Consider the following 20,654-nt stretch of genomic DNA (forward strand, 5'->3'; position numbering starts at 1 on the left):
GGCGCAAAAAGATAATCTGAAATCTGCCGAACAAGCAGCCATTCGCTCAGGTGCGGCGAAGGTTAGCTAAAGTCCGCAACACGAGAATTGCAAAGTCGGATCTTGAAGGTCGGCTTCGGGATGTAACCGGTCACTGATGTAAAAAGTAGTGAAAGGCGGCAACGAGCCCATTTTTGACGGATGCTGCAAAATCGACCAATGTCCAGAAACCTTGGCAAAATCTCAAAGTGCCTAGTAGCTTGTTCTCTGCTGTCGATCCACGGCAGGTTCATCGAAATAGCAGCCGCAAAAATAGACGGAAGAGAGTGATACATGGTTGGTGAGACAAACTTGGACGAATTGATAAGGTCGATTTCGGCGACTCTTATCGATGGATTGTACGTTTTTGTTACAGTTGAGCCCGGAAAAATGCCCCATGGTCTTTCGCCCCGCATGGTTTTTGAAGAAGCCGAAGGAACCTCACTAATCATGTTGAAATCCGAAGCTGAAAAGCACGGCCTAACCTACGAGTTCCCTTGCAGGATGATTACTCTGAACATCCACTCTTCCCTTGAGGCCGTAGGGTTCATGGCTCGCATTTCGTCGGAGTTGGCGAAGCACGAAATGGGCGTGAATCCGGTGTCGGGTATCTTTCATGATCATATTTTCGTTCCGGACGGACGAGAGAATGATGCCATGGCCGTCTTGCAAGAGATGTCCGCTTCTTGATCCGAAATTGATGGTGAGTTCACCGCACATAGCTGCCGTTTGAATGCTTGGTGGAAACGGTCACTTTGTCCCGCAGTTCGGAGTTTGCAAAGCCCAACGATGAAGGTCCGGTTAGGGCTGTCAGTGAGTTACCACTTTTCTCTGAAGGGTCGAATGTCGAGTTCGAATGTCCAGGCTGACTTGTCTTGTCGGGCCAACATTAGAGCTGTATCCGCAATCCGGGCTGGCTTGATAAAGAATTCGTCGGGTTCGTCTGGAGCAAAGTTCGTCCGTGTGTCCTCTGTGTCGATCACACCGTCAATAACGATGTACGCCACATGTACTCCGCTTGGACCGAGTTGCTTGGCCAGTGCATTTGCGAGCGTGCGTTGGGCAGACTTTGAAGGCGCAAAAACCGTCGTCCAAACGTTACCACGTAGCGCAGCGGTCGCGCCCGATACAATGATCACCCCGGAACCGCGTTTGACCATCTGAGGCCCTAGAAGCTTCGCGGCGGTAAAAAGACCAAGAGCCCCGACGCGCCAACTCTGCTCGAACTGGAGCTCCGAAACGTCTTCAAGCGTTCCAAACTGTGCGAGGTCTGCGTTGTAGATAACGACATCAATTATGCCTAGATCGTTCTGGACTGCAGAAAGCGCTTTTTTCAAGTTATCCGGGTCTCCAGCGTCACACCTGTAGGATCGAACTGACGTATCAGTTGAACCCTCGTCATCGCATGCGGCGCCTGAACGGCTCAACAGTGCGAGAGTGTACCCGGCCTGCTTGAAAGTCTCAGCATAAGCCGCACCTAAGCCAGGGCCAAAACCGATGATGACGCAAACCTTGCCATCCATGATTTCTTCTCCTTACAGCTTTCGTCTCTCTGCAATCGTAGCACAAAACTTTTTGGTTCGCTCGTTGAAGGGCAGCAATACTCGCAAAGTCTTGTTTCGAATGTCTGGTTCGGGCTGCGACCGCAGAAATTCAGGTGGGTTGTGAATGTCTCTTATGGGCCGGTCTACATCTAAGACGGGTCTGCCTGCTGCCAAGACGCCGCGCTTGCTCCGAGGTCGGCAAAGAAAGCCCAAAGTGACGGATGCTGCAAAGTAAACGAGTGGTAGTTTCGGCAGGCGGAGACAGCTCGCGTCGGTCGGATTTACGAGTTTTTCAACACAATAAGCCTGTTCCACAGGTGCTGCGGTCGGCGCCAATAGCAAACTTCTTTTTCTCAGAGGGTTTTGCTAGCGTGGCCTGCTGCAAAGAGGTTTGATCTATTGTGATAGTATTTTGATCCCTAGCCCGCCGAGAAAAACGCCGGCCGCTCGGTCAACCATTTTGGACGCTTTTGCGTAAGCGTTTCGCAAGCGCTCGATGGAAAACGCAAACGCGACCGAACTGTACCAAATGAACTCGTTTAGAAAGATCACCACAACAACCCAGAATAACAGTTCAGCCGCTGGTTCGCGCGGTAGGAGGGTCGTCAGGATGGAACCCATGAAAATCACAACTTTTGGGTTGGAAAGCTGGATCATCAGGCCTTTGAAAAACGCACTGACGGCTGGCGACTTTGAGGCGACACTTTTCCCATCAATGGCTTTCATGCCGGGGCTCGTCAGTAGCTTAAACCCCAGATAGATTAGATAAAGAGCGCCAGCGACTTTCACGACCAGATAGATCCAGGGCACGGTGGTAAACAGAATATTGAGCCCGAAGATTGCGGCGACTGCCCATATGATCGATCCAACGCCGAAACCAAGCGCGTTCAAGATGCCGGCCTTTCTGGAAGACGATATAGATGTCTGCGTCACAACAATCAGGCTCGGCCCTGGGCTGATAACGGCCAGCAGGTGAAACAAGCCAAAACCAGCGAGAGTGAGGAAAAACTCTAAATTGTACAGTGTACTGCCCTCCGTTGATCCGGTGTCGCATATTGCCATGGGACAGAGAGATATCCAGCTCAAACTCAGAAGGTACTGTTTGATCAGCGATGGCTGCTTCTCAGATAGTCTATGAACGTAGACACCATCTGGATACCTTTCAGGATTTTTTTCCCCGTATTCAATCCTTATTTGTCTTCTTAGTAACCGATAGGTACGAGTGGTTTAGTAGAGTTGTAAAGAAGGATCGCCGCAGCAATTGAGGGTCGCCGACCCCTGGTATTCCTCATGATCCAGATGCCCAAATTACCGGATCACGCTGCGGCGAAACGTCTGCGGATGCGGTAGACCCGTCTCAGGACGCACTATGATGTGCCTGTAGTTTCTGGCACATGCAGGGCTGTGCTATGAAACTGGTATTCAGCACAGCCACAGTCGAGGGCTGGGTCAAGGCGTTGTGCTATCAGTACCTTAGTGCCCTTTGGGTAATACTCCTGCCAAACCGCTCGCATCCGTGATTTCGACATGCCCATATTTGCGCTTGATGTAGCCGAGGCTTTCCAGCTTCTCCAGGGCGATGCCGACGCGCCTGCGGGCGATGTCGCAAAGCGATGCAAGTTCACTTTGTGAGACCGAGATCGTACCACCCCAACCGGGGCCACCGGCACTCAATCTCACCAGGCATGTGGCCACCCGCGCCGTGGGGTCCTCGGTGCGCAGCATTTCGATGGTGTTAAACCCCATGCGCATGTTGGTGTTCACCATCTCTGCCAGGTTGCGCCAGAGAATGGGGTGGGCTTCGCATAACATCATCAAAGTGCTACGCGTGAGCCGCAGCACTTCGCTATCGCGGCCCGCAATCAGCTCGAACTTCCGGGGTTCACCCGAAAGTGCAGCCATATCTCCGATCCAACCTCCCGGACCTCCGCAGTGCAACAAAGTACGCCCTTCGCGCAGGTGGAGCAGGTGCAGATCAATGCGACCGGAAATGACACCGTATATTCCACCGGCCTCATCCCCGGCGCGGTAAATGGATTGATCTTGCTGCAAAGTCAGTCGATCACACTTTGCGATCACTTCGCTTTTCAGATCATCGGGCGCCGAGGCCAGCCATCGTGCTTGAATCGGAGGTGCCATTCCAAAAAAATCTCAACATTGTGCAGCCCGGAACAATCTGAGTCATCGGATCGGGCAATACAAGGTCATTATTTCGAACGTATGCTTTGCGCCAAGAGGTGCAGCAATTTTACTTACAGGTGTCAGCACCTTCTGGTGCTGCAGGACGGACGAATGAAAGCGAAACAGCCAGATCCTGCGACGGAACAGGACATTAGGCTTTATCTGAAAAAGCATACTGAGTTTTTGGTCAAGGATATGGGCATCGAAGCCGCTGGCGCTTTGACCGGAAAATCCAAAGCAACACTGGGCCGGTACTATTCGCGAAACGCCGAATACGGCGACAGGCTTATGCCGTTGACGTCGGTGGCTATCCTCGAACAGGTGTCCAGTTTCCCATATGTGACCGAGGCCATCAGGGAGTTCCGGGGGCATGGCGGGGACGAAAGGCGCATTCGGCTGAATGAGCTTAACAAGCTTGGACTGCCACATCAGATCATTGATCTCAGTCAGCAATTCGCCAAATTAATGGCTGCGGCCAACGCGATAAATGACCATAACGCGCCGACAGCGCGCGAAGCGCAGGAAACATTGAGCGAGGTTATGGCCCTGCAACGCATTCTCGTTGACCTGAAGTTATACCTCGGTGCCGTCGGTGACTAACTGCGAAAGGCGCTGGCTTGCTTGCGTAGCCGAATAAGTGAAGTTGAGCGAGCCAAGGTGTGTCTCAAAGGTAATCTGCAATCTGAAATTCGTACGACCTAAAAATGGAGATTTTCTCATGTATAGATCCAGGACACCAAACCCAATTCTGCAAAACCTCAGGCTTTTGTTGCTATCAGTCTGCATCGCGCTGACCGGCGGACATGCCTATGCGTGCACCGGGATTATTCTAAGCGCGGCAGATGGCGCGATTGTTCCGGCCCGGACAATGGAGTTCGGTGTTGATGTGCAATCGGACCTGTATGCCGTTCCTGCCGGAACCGAGATCACCACATTGCAGGCCAACCCCGACGAGGCTGGCTTCACCTACACCACCAAATATGGGTTTCTGGGCGCGAATGCCTTTGGATATCCGATCATCGTGGATGGCATGAATACTGAAGGCTTGTATTTCGGTATATTCTACTTCGCTGGGGACGCCGTCTTTGGCGAGGTAAGCGATGAAAATCGCGACCGCGCGGTGTCATCAGAAGAGCTTGGGAACTGGGTTCTGGGGCAGTTCAGTACAGTTGAAGAAGTGCGCAAGGCGATCTCGACCATTGAACTGGTTGGAAGCCATATTGATGTCATCGGAAGCTACGCCCCGGTCCATTATACGGTCGTTGATGCATCCGGCGCAGCGATTGTGATCGAGCAGACCGACGAGGGGCTCAAGATTTTCGACAATACAGTCGGCGTCATAACCAACAATCCAACCTATGACTGGCATTTGACCAACCTACGTAATTACCTCAACATTCGCCCCGAAAATCGCGAACCGATCACCGTTGGCAGTGAAACACTGTCAGCCTTTGGCGAAGGGACTGGCATGCTTGGTCTGCCCGGTGATTTTACGCCGCCGTCCCGTTTTGTACGCGCGGTCGCGTTTAAGGAAACCGCCCTTCCGACGGAAACGGCAGCTGAGACGATCTTTCAGGCGTTCCACGTTCTGAATATGTTTGATATCCCCAAAGGGGCCGTGCGCGCGCCAACACCAGAAGGTGTGCATACAGACTATACGGTTTGGACTGCAGCCTCTGACACCCAAAACCGCGTGTATCACTTCAAGACCTACAAGTCTCAAACGGTGCAGAGTGTAGATGTCAAACAAGCGCTGGAAGGTCTGACGGCCCCCAAATTCGTGCCGTCCGAGACCGACTTTGTCATTAACGACCGAACAGGAGATTTCTAAAACGCTCCGGAATTCAGGACCACCGTGCTTCAGCCGTGGGCTGGGGCACGTTTATTCTCGCTTTCCAGCCCATGCAGGAGAACGAATGACGCCATAGTTCACAGATCGTGGGTCCGAAGATACACGGCTTTGCATTCGCGCCGAACGGCCGGAAAGCGGGCGCGAATGCAGAAACCAAACTGATCATTCAACTTCGGTTTAGGGCCGATCCGCAAATGTGAGAATGGTGCAGAGGAAAGGGCTTTCCCCGTGGATTGGGACGTTTGAGACCACGCACAGAGCGTACCACCGGATGGACGACCACTGAGGTGATAACACGAGTCGCTTAACGCCTGCGCTAAGCCGCGCTAGTCTCCGGTCCTAGCAATGCTGAAAGGAGCCGCCCAATGTCCTTTTTTTCTAAACTCTTCGGTAACAGCGAAAAGTCTGAGCCGGAGCCGGTATCGTACAAAGGGTTCGAGATTTTCCCTGACCTGATGCCCGAGGGCGGCAAGTACCGCCTTTTGGTCCGTATCGAAAAGATCATAGACGGAGATCGAAAGACCCATACGGTGATCAGGGCGGATGTCTTTGAAAGCCGGGAGCAGGCTGAAAGATTCAGCATCGCAAAGGCGAAGCAGGTGATTGACGAGCAAGGCGGACGCCTTTTCGGCTCATAGAAGCGGTAGGTCGAAGTTCACGGTGCGATCCGCGGGTACCATGTGAATGGCTGATACGGTGACGCTGCGCCGCCGCATCGAGTTACATAGGCAAAATCCGCTAAGGGCCGATGGCTGGGTCGTGGCAAGCGGGGCAGGGGCTTATGCTGCTTCTGCTCCGAGGTCTGCAAAGAGCCCAAAAATTGACCGATGCTGCAGTAAGACCGAACGCCGACTTTCAGTTTGCTAGCCCTCTGCTGTGACTTGCGCCCCAATCCTCAAGATTGAAGACACGAATAGTTCAATGTCGGGGCGCTGGGTCCGGTGATTGTTCATTGCCGCCCGCAAACAGTGCCTGTTTTTGACGGTCGTGTCGGTCACAACAGCAATACCTTCTTCCTGAAGGCGCAGCATGATCTCAGTGTTGATCGCCTTCAACTCCGCCTCGCTTTGATTTCCCATGTCATAGCGAAAGCACACGATGTTCAGATTCGTCGGGAACAGTAGATCAATCTCGGGTGTCCGTTCGATCAGCTCGGTCAGATACTGGGCTTTTTCGATATCCTGATCAATCAGTCTCCCGAATTTTTTTAGGCCTTGTTCTTTCAACGACATCCAGACTTTGAGCGCCCTAAAGCCGCGAGAGGTTTGAATGCCATATTCGTGAAGGAACTCGGCGGCAGCGAGGCCGCGCGTCGCGCGTTCAAGATACTCTGGGGTTAATGAAAAGGTTTTCAGATGTGCTGACTTGTCCCGCACGAGTGCACAACCAACCTCAAACGGCGCGTGCATCCATTTATGCGGATCGAGAGCGACCGAGTCAGCGCGTTCGATTCCGGCAACGCGCCAGCGGTTCTTGGGCGCGATTGCAAGCAAGGCACCGATACAGCCATCTACGTGGAACCAAAGACCCTCTGCCTCACAAAACTCGGCAATTGAGGCAAGATCGTCGATTGCGCCAGTGTTTACTGTGCCTGCCGTCGCAATAACGCAAGCCGGTTTCAGGCCGTTTGCAAGGTCGGCTCTAACTGCTTCTTTCAGGGCTGACACATCCATTGTCAGATCAGCCCGTGAGGGGATACGAACCAGAGACTTGTTTCCCAAGCCAAGTGTTTCCATCGCTTGCTGATGACAGCTATGCGCTTGATCAGAACAATAGTATCGCAGAGCTTTGGGTAGCGCGGCGACGCCTTCCTCGCGGATATCGACCCCAGCGAGAGCATTGCGGGCGACGGTCAACCCGATGAGGTTTGCGACCGAGCCACCGGAGACCAAAGTGCCACTGGACCCACTGGGCAGCCCAATCATGTCCCGGAACCATGAGACCACTTGTTTATCGATCAGAGCTGCAACGTGGTTGCCAGCGCCTAGATTTGACCCCTGAACCGCTGCAATAAAATCGGCCATGGCTCCTGTGAAATTGCTGCTGCCCATGTACCATGCCCAGAAGCGAGGGTGGATATTACCCATGGGATACTTAAGAACCGTTTCTTTTACTTCATCCAGAACTTCACCCAATGGTGCCGGTTCTTCAGGAACAGTCGTCAGAAATCTTTTGCGCACCTCTTCCGGTATGTCAGACCAAACGGGACGATCTCGAACGTCTCGCGTATGATCAATAGCGACATCCACAATCTGATGTGCTTGCTCACGTGTGTTCTCCCAGTTTGGTGGGTCCAGACTCTCAAACAATGACCCTTCAGACATTAATCAATTCCTCCCAAAAGTACTTTTGGCACAAGTTCTCGACAAAGTGTTCAGAGACCATGCTTAGTGAGGGCTGCATTTGCAATCCAATAGCCTTGTCAGAGGCACGGAGTGAGACTGGGCTCGGAAACAGTCATTCAGTTAATCAGTTGCAACGGCAGCTTCTCCCGTCGACTGTGAGTTCCGGTCGCTTGAGATTTCGCACTAGCAGCGAATGGCTCGTTTGACGGGCTGCAGAGCAGCACTAGGATGTTATGGTCAACGGCGGGTATGGGCCGCCTATGACGGCGGCCCGATGAAGTCAAATTTCAATGGCTTCAGCAATCGCTAGGGCATCTTCTAACTCCACACTGAGGTAGCGCACCGTGCTGTCCATCATGGTGTGACCAAGTAGGAGCTGAACGGCACGCAGGTTATAGATGGCCGCTTCGAGATGGAGAGCTTTCTCAAAGAAGGCAGGTCGTGAGGATGACATTTCTACAGAACCTATGACCGAACGTCAGTGCCTAATAATTGGTGCAACTAAACTACAAGGGCACTTTGCTTACACCACGAACTGCACGACCATCCGTTTGAGCCTTAGCAAACGGTTACGATCGGGAATTGGAACGACGTAAAGCCGACCTTCAATGAGGGCGCACAAAAGTCGTCTTACACCAACCCGGTGCGGTGAGGATTGCTCAGATCGCGAGCGTATTCTTGCAATGGTCTCAACTCATTCGCTGTTTTGCGTACACTGACCATGATCTTCGAGGTTTTCTGATCCATGTGCGGACAGTTCATACTTCATCGTGGGGAAATGTAGAGCGAGCGTCCAGACTTCGTTTTCTTTGATATGGATAAAGGTTACACCATCAAGGCCATGCGCGATCGTCGCAGACCCTTTGATGTCGTGAAACACTAGTTGCGCGTCTGCGCCTTCTTCGTGTTGTGAAATTCTGATCTCGTCGCTTGTTACATCTGATAAGCAGTGAAACTCCATTCCGCTTGCAACGGCACTCGAAGCACAGGCTACGCCGCTCATCAAAACCAGTTTTCCCAGCATAATACACCTCGTTTCACGTTTTCGTCTTACGACCATCGAACACGTCGTTTTCTACAGTGTTCACTTCGGGTTTACCGAAGCTGACGCTAATCCTCAGCCCGGGATCGTTGTTATTGGCTGAAATCTTAGCGCCATGCCGTAGGGCGACGGCTTTGACCAGCGCCAGACCCAGGCCGTTTCCGCTTTCCTTACGATGCCCATCGACGCGGTAAAACGCGTCAAATATCTTATCAAGAAGCGGGCCGGGCACGCCAAAGCCATTATCTGAGACCTCCAGCACCACCGAGTCGTTGCTGGCCACAAGCGAGACCCGTATCCAGGCTTGGGGCGGGCAGTATTTGATCGCGTTGTTGATCAGGTTGACCAGAAGTTGCTTCAGCATCTGCTCGTCACCCCGGACCAGTATGGTATCGGCGTTGAAATCCGCTGTGATGTTCATCTGCTGATCTTCGGCCACGGGCAGGAAGGTCTCGACCGCATCAGCGACCAGGGCGCTCAGATTAACGGTCGAGAACGGCCGTCTATAAGTACCTGCTTCGATCCGCGATATCCTGAGAATGGTGTCGAACACGGCGCTGAGCCGTTTGAGCTCTTGTTCCAGTTCAAATAATTTTGGCCGTGGGTCGCCGCCATAGTCCAGCTCCGCAAAAACCTGCTGCAGTGCCAGAAATCCGTGGGATAGAGGAGTCTTTAGATCGTGGGCGATGGTGACGGCAGTGGTCTGCGTGCTGATTATCAAACTGGACAACCGATCCAGATGACGGTTCATAAGGCGTGATACCCGATCAATCTGATCGTTAAGGCTTGAAACCGGAAGGCGGGCCTCAGTATTCCCTTTGGAAACCATGTCGAGTGTTTTTTCAATGCGCCTGAGCTTGCCGTAGCTGTAATAGCTTACCCAATAGCCAAGCCCGAGAACGACGATGGTGGTTGCAATGGTGAGGAGCACCAGGCTTTCCCATAGAGTGGTTAATGCCTGGTTCATCGATGCCATGCTGCGTGCGACTACGGTGCGATACCCGAGGTAGTCGGATGCTCTGAGCAGATAAACAGGGCTGCCGCCCCCGATCTCAACAAAATCAGGGTCAACCTCGTGCCAGCCATTTGTTTCGGGTATCTTGGCCACAGTGCCTGCAAGGGCAGAGTTATGCTTGTCGAAGAGCGCAATTATATGCAGCCTGGTTCGGTTCGGGCTGTTCAGGTGGTCGACCGCGCGCTGGAGCGCGTCTGTGCCGCCATCCAGCAGGATTTCATGCAGCAGCAGCTCCTCTTCCAGAATTTGCTGCTCGAGATTTGCCCGCAGCGTGTCTTTCAGCGCGACATAGGCAGCGTATCCAAACACCGCCGTGATGACCCAGACAACGAGCGCCGCATAGCACGCGGTTCTAAACGGCGCGCCCGAGAAAATACTAGCGCGGTCCATGGAGGCTGTATCCGACATTTCGAATGGTATGCAAAAGCGCGACCTCGAACGGTTTGTCGATTTTGGTTCTGAGACGGCTGATATAGGTCTCGATCACGGTCGAGTTCGGATCGAAGTTGTAATCCCAAACTTGTTCGAGGATCATGTTTCTGGTCACGATCCTGCCCGAGTTGCGCATGAGGAGTTCCAACAACGCGAACTCTCGTGGTTTCAGATCGATCGTTTGATCCTGTCGGCGAACCAGACGTTTCAGTAGATCCATCGACAAATCCAGAACGCGCAATTCCGTCGCCTCCACCCTGTCGGTGCGCCGTTTCAGCACGCTCTGCAGACGGGCCAGAAGCTCTGAGAAGTGAAACGGCTTGACCAGATAATCATCCGCCCCTTCGGTCAGACCTTCGACGCGATCACTCACGTCGCTAATTGAGGTCAGAAACAGCACCGGCGTTTGGTTTTGCGCCGCGCGCAGCGCTTTCAATATCGACATGCCGTCCATGCCGGGCAGCACCCGGTCAAGGATCACCGCATCGCATTGGTTGTACAGGCAGTATGACAGAGCATCGCGCCCATCCTCGAACCACTCAACCGTAAACCCGCTGGAGCGGAGCCCTGAGATCACGAACTCCGCGGTTTTGACATCGTCTTCGGCGACTAGAATTTTCATGGTTCCGGCTTTCAATCACATTGCAGAAAGCAACGCTGACGCAACAAGCCCTCGTACGGGTGGTTCAGGCACATTACTGCGCCTGAACCGTTGGCGCGAGGGGGTCATTTATAAACTCAACGTCTCTTCGACGGCTTTTACCTGAAGACGGGCCAAACCCAGATTGGCGGTCTTCTTGTCCAGCGCCACATAGACGAAGATATTCGGGTTCTTTTCCAGGGGCCTGATCAGATGGAACTGCTTGCCCAGCGTGATGAGAATATCCTCGATCACGTCATTCAGCTTCAGCGCTTCAATGGCCTGCAGTTTGGCGCGCACAACTTCCACATTCGCCGCGCCTGCGGTTTCAAGATCGAACTTAGCTCCGCCTTCGGTTGCAAGGGTCAGGCCGGTGTCACTATCAACCAGACAGGCACCAATCAGGCCCTTGATTTCACTGAGTTTTGATATGTCCAAAGACATCATCTTCTCCTTCGTTAGGTTAAAACCGGCAGCTCTTTTTCTGTCAGAGGTGCCATTTCGCGGCTCAGATTCTTCATTCGCAGGGCCAGTGCCCGGGATTTTGATCGTATATGTGCGGACCAGCCCGAACCGTTCGCCAAACCGCGTGGCGGCCGATAGAGAGCTTTGTTTGTTTTTTTCCATCGTCTTCACTCGTCGGTTCTAGGTGGAAAGTTGTTTCCGGGGTATGAAAGCAGCATCGTTTAGAACATCACTGACGTGGTCCGCGGCCTCGCGCCCGGAGTCATCACGCTGTTTGTATGGTGCAGCAACGTGTCTATGAGTTGCTCGTCGATCTGCGGAAGCGCTCTTGGCGCGGAGGCACGCCGACGCGGCAAGGCGAGCGTGGCGGCCTGCAACCGAAACGTCGGCGCAGTTTGTATCGGCACGACATCCGCAGTTTGCCACAACAGCCGTGCAGCACTCAGCACCGACCAATACCCAAACGGTGTATGACACGCGAGTAGCGGAGAGATCGCATCGCCTTTGTCACCTGCAAGGACGCACCACAGGTTGGTGCACTCAAAGCTGGCATATGCGATCGCGCAGATGATGATGCTTAACATGCTTGCCCACGACTCATACAAACCGACAGATGAGTGTAGAAGCGATATTCAGTTTAACTGAATTATTCAGGATCTTTAAAAATATGTAAGATTGGCCTGTGCAGGTCAGCTTGTCGGTCAGGTGGTTTTCATAGTTCTAAAATTCTCATTTTGTACCAATTATTAACGAGATTCTTTCTGCGCCTTTCAATGTAGATCCCTGACGTAGCGTAATGATGTCCAGAACTGTATCCTACAGAATGCAGCGCACTTTCCCACAATACATTTGGTTCTACAAAATATAAGATTTGACAACTCCAAGGCTAGCATGCACTGCCTTCAGCAGCCCGCAGGTCACAAAATAGGCGACCTCCTCCACTGCGCCGAAACACCTGGAGAAGGCCGCCACGAGGATTGGCCGGGTTCTTGGAGTGAGTGGCATCGTCAGATGCCGGTGTGCCCCGGTTTGGGCGGGCTGTGAATCCACCAACCCTCGAAGTTCTGCTAATCAATCCACCCCTGCATCATGCGTGTGCTTTCTTGCAGTCACTTTTCACCAAGATGAAAATCATGACAGATTTGCGGGTTCTGGTTCCACGCGTCACTTCTTTCGTTGCGCCAATACCGCACTCAGCCCATCCGGTATCCAACGTTTCTGAGCGTGACGATCCGCTGGCCTTCGGCCCCGATCTTGCGGCGCAAGCGGCCAACATAGACGTCGACTACATTTGTCAACGGGTCCTCGTGCACCCCCCAGACAGAATTCAGGATGCGTTCGCGCGACAGCACACGGCCTGTGTTGGTAAGAAAGAGCAGCAACAGATCACGCTCTTTCTTTGACAGCTTGATTTCTTGCCCTGCTACCGAAACCTGAAGCGAAGTCCGATCAAACTTCAGGTCTCCGCAGATGATCTCGGTGTCGCTGAGATTGCTTGCATACCCGTTGGCACGGCGATGCAGTGCCTCGACCCGCGCGATCAGCTCGTCGAAGTCGAACGGCTTGGGCAGGTAGTCGTCCGCGCCGATCTTCAGCCCTTCGACCCTTTCTTCCGGGCTATCCAGAGCGGTCAACATCAGGATCGGTGTCTTCGATTTGCGGGCGCGCATCTTGCGGCACACGTCCTGACCCTGAATGCCGGGCAGCATCAGGTCCAGAAGAATGACGTCATAGGTGTTTGTCGCGGCAAGCTCCAAGGCATCTTCACCATCCGGAGCGTGATCCACCGCCCAGCCCTCGGCGGATAAACCGCGCCGTATGAAATCGGCAACGCGGGCCTCATCTTCGACAAGCAAGATATTCATGACGTGCCTCAACTCTTTCGCTGTTCGAAACTGCGCCGACAAAATCAGGTTAGCCCTGATGTCCGCGCATCAACCCCTTTTTTGCATCGTGCCGGTTTGAACAACTTTCATCCGGGCAACCTTTGGCAGGGTTATGACGATCCGCAACCCGCCCTCGGGCCGATCCTGAAGATCGACAGCTCCACCATGCGCCTCAACGATGGATTTTACCACCGGCAGCCCCAGGCCGCTGCCTTCGATACCTTGCCCCGACGCGTTCGAGCCCCGAAAGAACCGATCAAAGGCCTGGGATTTCTCTGCCGCGCTTAGCCCCGGCCCGTCATCCTCGATGGCTATCGTGCACGAAGCAAGACCCTCGTCCAGCTTGACCCCGATCGTCGGCCCTCCATAGCGCCGCGCATTCTGTAGCAGGGCCAGCACGGATTGGCGGAGACGCACCTCATCGACCGATGCCATCACTTTGATGTCGAGGCTATCGAACCGAACCGGGTCGGGGAACATTGCGACAGCATCATGAACGATCTTGCGCAGGTCGGTTTGCCTGCGATCCAGCCTCAACTGGCCGGCCTCAAATCGCGCAACGGTCAGCATGTCGTCTACGATCTGATTGGTATGCTTTGCTGAATCCCGAATACGCGCCAGCGAATCCGAGGCCTCGTCGGGCAGGGAATTCGACGTCCGCAGGGTAACATCGGCCTCGCCCAGAATGATGGCCAGCGGGGTGCGCAGCTCATGGCTTATGTCCGCCATCAACCGCTTGCGGTTTTCCTCGCCGGTCTCCAGCTTATCGATAAGCTGCTGCAGCTCGGCCGTTCTGGCGGCAACGGTATCTTCAAGCCGCCGCTTCTGCTCGGCGCGGCTGGCCTCACGCGCGGCGAGGCCCTCGGCCATGCCGTTTAGCACGGTGCCCAGTTCGCGAAACTCCAGACTGCCACCAAGATGGACCGGCTCGGAATAGTCGGCCTTGCGCAGGCGACCGATGCCATCTGCCAACCGTGTCAGCGGCTTTCTGATCTGCCGGTTGAACGATACAAGCCCCACCAGCAGGACCGCGATCGCGGCCAGAACAATCATATAGACCAACCGCTCGTTCCATTGCCGAAAGGCGATTGCCTCGGCCAGAACATCCTCGACCTCTTCAACCTCTTCATCCAGCGCGGCCTGAATCTTTTGATCAAGCGCGTCATCGATATCTCCATCAAGCAGACCCGCCAGGCGTTCTATCTGAACAAAGGTCTCAATCGGGTTGCCTTCGGCTGACAGGCTTGCGATGGCCGCGTTGACGGATTCGATATCCTCCTCAATCTCATCCAGCAGCTCCAGTTCCTCGATCTCTTCGTCGCCCACCATCTGAATCTCACGCGCGATGGTCTTACGGATCGCTTCCAGAGTCTGGGCGATCTTTGCCCGCAGTTCGACTTCACTCACCCCGTCGTCCCGATCCCCGATAAGCAGCGCATCGCCGTGCTGCTTGAACAGGCGGTAGAGGTCCGCTTCCAGCCGCAGATGCAGCCCATAGGATTCCTGCGCCAACTGTATCCGAGCATCCCACCATCGGGTTTTTTCAAGGCTGTATAAGGTCAGGCCCGCCAGCCCCCCAAGAAAACCGACGAGAACAATTGCATAGATACCAAACAATGTAGATGAGCGCATGTCAGACGACCTTTGAGTTCTCTTCCAGATTAAGAGGGATGGTTTCTTCGACCAATATGATCGTAGCACCGGACAGAGCCCGCAGCGTCGCAAGCAAGTCAGCCTGATGGGATTTGCACAATTCCCACCGCACCGAGGCGATGACAATGACATCTGCCTTGCCAAGAACGGCGCGGGTCAAGTCCAGCCGCAATGTCTGATGCGGCAACAACCCATTGCCGTTTTCTGCCAGGCGCTGATCAAGACCACGCGGCGCAGACAGCAGATCAGACAAGCCAAAGCGCCGCATGACCTCTGATATCCTCCTGTCGCCAGGCCGCTTCCGGCACATCAGACTTGCCGACCGGCGCAAACTGCCCTGAAGGCCGATATGATCATTTCCGACAAAGGCCACTTTGGGGGCCTTGTCCTGCCCGCTGAAGCGCACGTTGATCCCCGCGCGCCGGTCGAGCCCCGCGATACACCGCGCGATGATCGACGCGTGTTTACCTGTCAGAGTCGAGGTGGCGCTATGTCCCGCCATGAACGCGATGGGCGTCTGATCAACTTCTCCGGTGACTTCGATTGCAATGGGACCGGTGCAGGGCGTCGCTTTCCGCAGCACCTCGGGTTCCGACAGCAGCCTCTCAGCCTTCTCGCACGCCACACGCCACGCGCAATACTGGTCCCACGCCCCCGCGAGCCTCTGCAGAGGATGGGCGACCAGCGCAATGACCGAAAGACAGGCAGCAACCGTGGCTGGCGCTATGCCGGTTTGGCTGGCTTGCCAGAGCATCAAGAGACCGGCAAGGGCTACCCCCATCTGCAGCGTTGCCTGAAGACAGGCAGTTCGCCCCCTGCGCGCTAGCGCATCGTCACGCAGGGATGAGCCCTGAGCGTTCAACCTGCGCAGCTCTCGACCGGTGCGGCCCATCAGGTCCAGTTCCGGCGCAATCGCGATCCGTTCGATCATGGAAATTGCGATATTTGCCCGGCGACTGCGCAGGTTCCGATGCCGACGTCCCAGATGCCACGCCAAGCCTGCCATCACCGCAACAGAGAACGCCAGCGCAGATACGCCGCTGATCGCAAGCGTCGGGTTCAGCGCATACAGAATGGCCCCCGCGCCCGGAATCACCACGGCAGCGGACCATACATCGGGCAGACCCCGGCCAAACCAGAGGCGTGCCGCCGAAAGATCCCCCACGAAACGCAGAGACAAAGCCCCCAGCCGACGTTCTTCGTGGCGGGATTTCGGAAGGCGCGCGATCTTTCGATACAGAACCTGACGCAGCGAGATCGCGTAGCTCTGGCCCAACGCCTCGGCGCGGTATTGCGATATCAGCAGACACAGCGCCGCGACAACTCCTGCCAGTGCCAGTTGCGCGACGGTTTCCACGGCCAGGACATTGCCCGCGTGCAGCGCTGCGAACGCATCCCGAGTGGCAAAGGCGGCAACGGCCAATGCGCCCGCCTGCAGGATGCTGCTGGACACCACCAGGACCGCATCAATGATGCGGTCCCTTGTGGCCAATCCGGGGAGGAGTTTCATGCGGCCACATCTTCAGGTGTGCGTCGCATCAGCGGCACGACATGTTGGGTGATGACCTCGGGCGACCATAGGTCTTCGCGCGACAGGATCGGGCGGCCCGTGACCTCGGTGGCTTCGGCAGCGGCCAGAGGCGAGCAACTGACCATCCCCGAAATCGCAAAGGGGCTGAGACCCGCCTGATCCAAAACGGTCACACCGCCAAGCGCGCTCAGCGCATCCGGGGCAGCGAATAGGATTCCATCCAGACGGTCGCGAATGCGCGATGATTGCAGGATGGCCCGGGTTTCCTGTTGGAACACACCATCGGCAATCTCAACCACCACCACCTCGGCCCCGCGCGCGGCGGCGGTGGCAACCAGCGTTTCAAAGCCCGCTTCGATCTGCGCCATCGGCATTCGGTATGTGGTGGCCATCCCGACGTCCGTGAAATCAAGGGCCGGAGCGCCACCGTCCTCAAAACTGTTGAAGTCGCCAAAGGCGCCGGTTCCAGTGGCCTTGATCCCAGCCACGGCAAAGCCCGACCGCGTCAGGCCGTGCCCAAGGCTCGACGCGGCGGTTGTTTTGCCAGAATTCATCGATGCGCCAAAAACACCGATGACAGTGACCTGATCGTTGGATGGCAGGCCGGGCAGAGCATAATCTGCCACGTTGATCACCCGCCCCTCCGCAGTCGTCAGCAAACCGAGAGGTTTCAACCGAGTGGGGGCTTCCATACGGACATGGGCCGCGTCCACCCGCCCGGCGACGCCGCCGCCTGCCACCAGATCAATCAGATCGTCATCAATGATTGCACTGGCCAGAAACTGATCCGGCGCATAGCGATCCCCAAGGCAAACGACGACGAAATCGCCCGGATAACTGACCGAGGCACGGCGCTCGGCCAATTGGATTTTCTTATGGTGCCCGATCTCGGCAATCTCGCACAGGATCAGATCGCCCGCCTTTGCGGCGTCCATCCGCGTGGAAAACCCACGCACGTCGGACCGATCGACCCTGCGGGTTGTGAAGGCCCATTTTGCAATGTCGCAGGCAAAAGGAGTGGTTTGGGGAAACTGTGTCATGCTTAACTCCGTGACTGGCTGTTTGATGCTTTCGTTTTGCCAGCGCCATGTGAGAAAAATCGCAAAACCGGATGAAACTACGGCATGTGATCAGATGAATGACAGATGAACGCGACGGGTCTAGATCAATCGTCATCCTTATCATCATCGCCGCCGTCATCGCGGTCATCACCGTCATCTATATCGCGCTCACCGTCGTCGCCGTCTTCGTTTTCCCGCTCGCCCCGATTACCCGCGTCGGTCTCACGCGTGCCTCGGTTGTCTTGTCTGTCCTTCCCGTTGTCCCGTCCACCACGCAGTTCCATGATCGTGATGCGATTGTCTCCGTTGCGATCTATATCCTGAAGCAGTTTTCTTGCCCCCGCCGTCCCAAAGGCAGCCACAAGCTCGTCAAAACTCAGAACACCATCCGCGTTCGTATCCACCGAGCGAAAGCTTGCGGTTTGCGCCTCGGCCGTGCCGACCTGCCCCAACCCGGCGCATAGAATACAAGTCAGAAATATAACGCAGACCGCGTGACAGATTGCCCCCGGCCAGCGCTTGGTCCTACATCCATTCCCCGACACAAATGTTCCTTTGCCCATCGGCCCTTCGCGGGAACCAGTGTTTTCTTAACTCCAGTAGGACAATATGGCGTGTGCAAATGAAGCGCGCATATTCAAAAAATGAACAGAAAATGAACGTGCGAGAGGAATTTCAGAAAACGCATTGATGCAATGTCGGTTGCAAAACCTGTTAATAAGGCATCGGCGGCGCAACTTCGCGCCACCGTGAAACTTGGCTTGCCTCGGTCGTTAGCTCGATCAAGGACGAGTCTAAGTCAGGTCAGGTCTTCGATCCGCGCATCAGGGGCGTTGCGCTTGACGGATTCGATGCCGTTGTCGCGTCCGGATGCACTTGTATAGGTTTCGCTGGTCCCGATAACCTGGCCATTGCTGGCTTTCAGGTTGAACATATGGCCACCGGGTTTGGTTTCCTTCCGCTCATAACTATCGTCGTTCGGAGCGTTTGTTTTTACCGATGCGACGCCGTTTTCGGCACTGGCCTTTTGGACATACCCTTCACTGGCCAGAATGATCTCTCCATTTCCCGCCTTTAGCCGGAAACGGTATTCTCCGGCTTTGTCTTCGTAAATTTCAAATTTTCCTGCCATGTAAGTCACCTCATTGATGTAGAACCCAAACGCGTCACGACGTTGCGGTTTTTGCCAGACAGTCACAAGAAGAAATTTGTGTTGTGGAACTCCAGCTTAAGGGGGGACCACAGAGTCTGACAAACAAAGGACCTGTTGGTTCCGCGCTGACCCGGGTCATCTACGCATTCAAGGGTTTCCGCCTGTTGTTGATGGAATACAATGACACACTGTAAGATCACCTGCATTCGCATATGGTATGAAGTTATTCTCAGACGGAACGCGTACTTCAATTGTCCTAATTCAAAACAAGCAGTCCTACCCCAAAATCAGAACTATGCCACAGATCGTGAAGTCGCTTGGGATCTCCGCAAACAACATAAAACCCTAAAACGCTACGAAGGTCTCATATGCATCGCCAAATGCGGCAATAAACTGAGGTCGTGGCAACTGATAGCTGCGGGCAAGTGGGATGCGGCCGCAGCTTTCAAACGCCGTATAATAAGTCAGCTCTGGGCCGCCCTAATCCGTGCAAGCTGGTCTGCTCTTCAAAATGCCGCGGTTGCTCCGATGGCAGCAGGGAGTCCATGTTTCACAGGGCTTTATTGACGAACTGCGGGACGTTCTCGACGTCCCACACTCTGAATGACATAGTTTCTCATAGTGATTGGAAACGGAATGAGACAATGATGGCAGTCGATGAATCTTTTTGGCACAGATACTACGACATTCATAACCAAGCGCGATTTGTCGAATTGGTGGACACCTTTTACGATACGAACGCGTCATTTGCTAACCCCCGAAAGCAGTTTCGTGGACGCGATGAGTAAAAAAATTACTTTCAAGGTGCTGGAGAGTTTGCAAAGCTGACACTTTCCCCTACCGAGATATGGGTCAAACCCCGTGTCACGGCGACGGAGTTGGATTATACCGCTGAGGCAACGCAAGACATCCCAAATTTCGTTACTGGTCCTCTCGAAGCCGGGCAGATAGCCAAGATTAAAATGGCAGCAACCTATCGGATGAAAGAATCTTTGATCGTTCAGGCGTTTGTGTTTTGGGGCCTAGAAAGCAGCTGAAAATAAATTTGAACGGGAGCTTTTTCCGCGCTGTGATTTCTTCCATCATCTGATTTTGCGGGCGCAGCGAATGGCCGGTTTGAGGGGCCGCGCCGCAACGGACTGAGACACGGGCGAACGGCCGCAATGGGCCGCCAACGAAAGCGGCCCGTAGTATTCAGATTTCGATGGCCTCCGCTATGGCAAGTGCATCCTCAAGCTCAACACCGAGATAACGAACGGTACTGTCCATTTTTGTATGCCCAAGTAAGAGTTGCACCGCGCGCAGATTGCCCGTCTTTTTGTAAATCTGAGTAACCTTTGTGCGCCGCATAGAATGTGTGCCATATGCGCTGGCTTCCAAACCTATAGACGTGACCCAATCACGCACGATCCGGGCATACTGGCGCGTTGAATTGTGCAAACGCTCATGGAAACGCCCTGGCCAAAGCTATTCAGACCCAACCATGAGTTCATCTTCCATCCACTTCTCGACGGAGGTCCGAGTACCTTCAGAAATTTCGAAGCGGACCGGTTTCTGAGTTTTACTTTGCAGCACCGAAGCCCGCTCCTTGATCTGACCAGAGGCCATGATGTCAACGACTTTCATCTTCGCCAAGTCACAGCCGCGCAACTTGCTGTCGATGGCCATATTGAAGAGAGCGAGGTCGCGATGGTTCTCTGCGAGCTCCAATCTTACTCGAATTGCCCAGACGTGTTTGGGTTTTAGCGGGCGTTTTTGACCGACGATGCGTCCCTTGTTCCAAGCTGGGCGAAGCGCGCGAATGGCAGGAAGGTTTGGTGTTTCCATGACTGATCC

The 20,654-nt window shown here is 54.5% G+C and carries 18 protein-coding genes and 2 pseudogenes; 4 read left to right on the forward strand and 16 right to left on the reverse strand.

Features of this window, described 5'->3' with window-relative positions:
* Positions 1-312 precede the first annotated feature (312 nt).
* Positions 313-708 carry an ACT domain-containing protein gene (locus tag ACR0K4_RS18405; protein WP_480855135.1) on the forward strand — a complete coding sequence of 132 codons (396 nt, stop codon included), beginning with the start codon at positions 313-315 and terminating at the stop codon, positions 706-708.
* 128 nt (positions 709-836) lie between these two features.
* Here ACR0K4_RS18405 and ACR0K4_RS18410 read toward each other — a convergent pair whose 3' ends face one another.
* From ACR0K4_RS18410 to ACR0K4_RS18420, 3 genes are all read right to left on the reverse strand, one after another.
* Positions 837-1,541, reverse strand: coding sequence for an SDR family NAD(P)-dependent oxidoreductase (locus tag ACR0K4_RS18410; RefSeq protein WP_480855136.1), 705 nt, complete (start codon positions 1,539-1,541; stop codon positions 837-839).
* 417 nt (positions 1,542-1,958) lie between these two features.
* Positions 1,959-2,624: a LysE family translocator gene (locus ACR0K4_RS18415; RefSeq protein WP_480855137.1), complete on the reverse strand. Its 666-nt coding sequence runs from the start codon at positions 2,622-2,624 to the stop codon at positions 1,959-1,961.
* A 411-nt stretch (positions 2,625-3,035) separates the two neighbouring features.
* Positions 3,036-3,701: a Crp/Fnr family transcriptional regulator gene (locus tag ACR0K4_RS18420; protein ID WP_480855138.1), complete on the reverse strand. Its 666-nt coding sequence runs from the start codon at positions 3,699-3,701 to the stop codon at positions 3,036-3,038.
* A 153-nt stretch (positions 3,702-3,854) separates the two neighbouring features.
* On the opposite strand from ACR0K4_RS18420, the gene ACR0K4_RS18425 reads away from it, so the two are divergent.
* The 3 genes from ACR0K4_RS18425 (at position 3,855) to ACR0K4_RS18435 (ending at position 6,233) form a co-directional block, all read left to right on the forward strand.
* Positions 3,855-4,343 carry a hypothetical protein gene (locus tag ACR0K4_RS18425; protein ID WP_480855139.1) on the forward strand — a complete coding sequence of 163 codons (489 nt, stop codon included), beginning with the start codon at positions 3,855-3,857 and terminating at the stop codon, positions 4,341-4,343.
* 118 nt (positions 4,344-4,461) lie between these two features.
* Positions 4,462-5,574, forward strand: a complete 1,113-nt coding sequence (locus ACR0K4_RS18430; protein WP_480855140.1) for a linear amide C-N hydrolase — start codon at positions 4,462-4,464, stop codon at positions 5,572-5,574.
* 386 nt (positions 5,575-5,960) lie between these two features.
* On the forward strand, positions 5,961-6,233 hold the full coding sequence (locus ACR0K4_RS18435; RefSeq protein ID WP_480855141.1) for an HlyU family transcriptional regulator: 273 nt from the start codon (positions 5,961-5,963) through the stop codon (positions 6,231-6,233).
* A 225-nt stretch (positions 6,234-6,458) separates the two neighbouring features.
* Here ACR0K4_RS18435 and ACR0K4_RS18440 read toward each other — a convergent pair whose 3' ends face one another.
* The 13 genes and pseudogenes from ACR0K4_RS18440 to ACR0K4_RS18500 all read right to left on the reverse strand — a co-directional run bounded on the left by ACR0K4_RS18440 (position 6,459) and on the right by ACR0K4_RS18500 (position 20,645).
* Entirely contained in the window at positions 6,459-7,919 is a 1,461-nt protein-coding gene (locus ACR0K4_RS18440) for a pyridoxal phosphate-dependent decarboxylase family protein (protein WP_480855142.1), read from the reverse strand.
* A gap of 301 nt (positions 7,920-8,220) precedes the next feature.
* A pseudogene (locus tag ACR0K4_RS18445) lies at positions 8,221-8,334 on the reverse strand (integrase); the annotation flags it as partial.
* A 300-nt stretch (positions 8,335-8,634) separates the two neighbouring features.
* Positions 8,635-8,964 (reverse strand): hypothetical protein, encoded by a 330-nt coding sequence (locus ACR0K4_RS18450; RefSeq protein ID WP_480855143.1) that lies wholly within the window; start codon positions 8,962-8,964, stop codon positions 8,635-8,637.
* A 13-nt stretch (positions 8,965-8,977) separates the two neighbouring features.
* Complete coding sequence (locus tag ACR0K4_RS18455; protein ID WP_480855144.1) at positions 8,978-10,387, reverse strand: HAMP domain-containing sensor histidine kinase; 1,410 nt, start codon at positions 10,385-10,387, stop codon at positions 8,978-8,980.
* Positions 10,374-11,051, reverse strand: a complete 678-nt coding sequence (locus tag ACR0K4_RS18460) for a response regulator (protein WP_480734350.1) — start codon at positions 11,049-11,051, stop codon at positions 10,374-10,376. Before ACR0K4_RS18460 ends, ACR0K4_RS18455 begins: the two co-directional genes overlap by 14 nt.
* A gap of 108 nt (positions 11,052-11,159) precedes the next feature.
* A complete protein-coding gene (locus ACR0K4_RS18465; protein WP_480855145.1) occupies positions 11,160-11,513 on the reverse strand; it encodes a roadblock/LC7 domain-containing protein in 354 nt (117 codons plus the stop codon).
* Positions 11,514-12,727: 1,214 nt separating this feature from the next.
* Positions 12,728-13,399, reverse strand: a complete 672-nt coding sequence (locus ACR0K4_RS18470) for a response regulator transcription factor (protein ID WP_480516721.1) — start codon at positions 13,397-13,399, stop codon at positions 12,728-12,730.
* Between the two features lie 69 nt (positions 13,400-13,468).
* Positions 13,469-15,052: a sensor histidine kinase gene (locus ACR0K4_RS18475; RefSeq protein WP_480855146.1), complete on the reverse strand. Its 1,584-nt coding sequence runs from the start codon at positions 15,050-15,052 to the stop codon at positions 13,469-13,471.
* 1 nt (position 15,053) lies between these two features.
* Positions 15,054-16,583, reverse strand: coding sequence for an ABC transporter transmembrane domain-containing protein (locus ACR0K4_RS18480; protein ID WP_480855147.1), 1,530 nt, complete (start codon positions 16,581-16,583; stop codon positions 15,054-15,056).
* Complete coding sequence (locus ACR0K4_RS18485) at positions 16,580-17,644, reverse strand: hypothetical protein (RefSeq protein ID WP_480855148.1); 1,065 nt, start codon at positions 17,642-17,644, stop codon at positions 16,580-16,582. The genes ACR0K4_RS18480 and ACR0K4_RS18485 overlap by 4 nt, the downstream gene beginning before the upstream one ends.
* A gap of 125 nt (positions 17,645-17,769) precedes the next feature.
* Entirely contained in the window at positions 17,770-18,228 is a 459-nt protein-coding gene (locus ACR0K4_RS18490; protein WP_480855149.1) for an EF-hand domain-containing protein, read from the reverse strand.
* Positions 18,229-18,464: 236 nt separating this feature from the next.
* A complete protein-coding gene (locus tag ACR0K4_RS18495) occupies positions 18,465-18,797 on the reverse strand; it encodes a YegP family protein (RefSeq protein ID WP_480855150.1) in 333 nt (110 codons plus the stop codon).
* Positions 18,798-20,012: 1,215 nt separating this feature from the next.
* A pseudogene (locus ACR0K4_RS18500) lies at positions 20,013-20,645 on the reverse strand (tyrosine-type recombinase/integrase).
* Between the last annotated feature and the right edge of the window lie 9 nt (positions 20,646-20,654).

It is taken from the genome of Ruegeria sp. K11, from assembly GCF_056531905.1.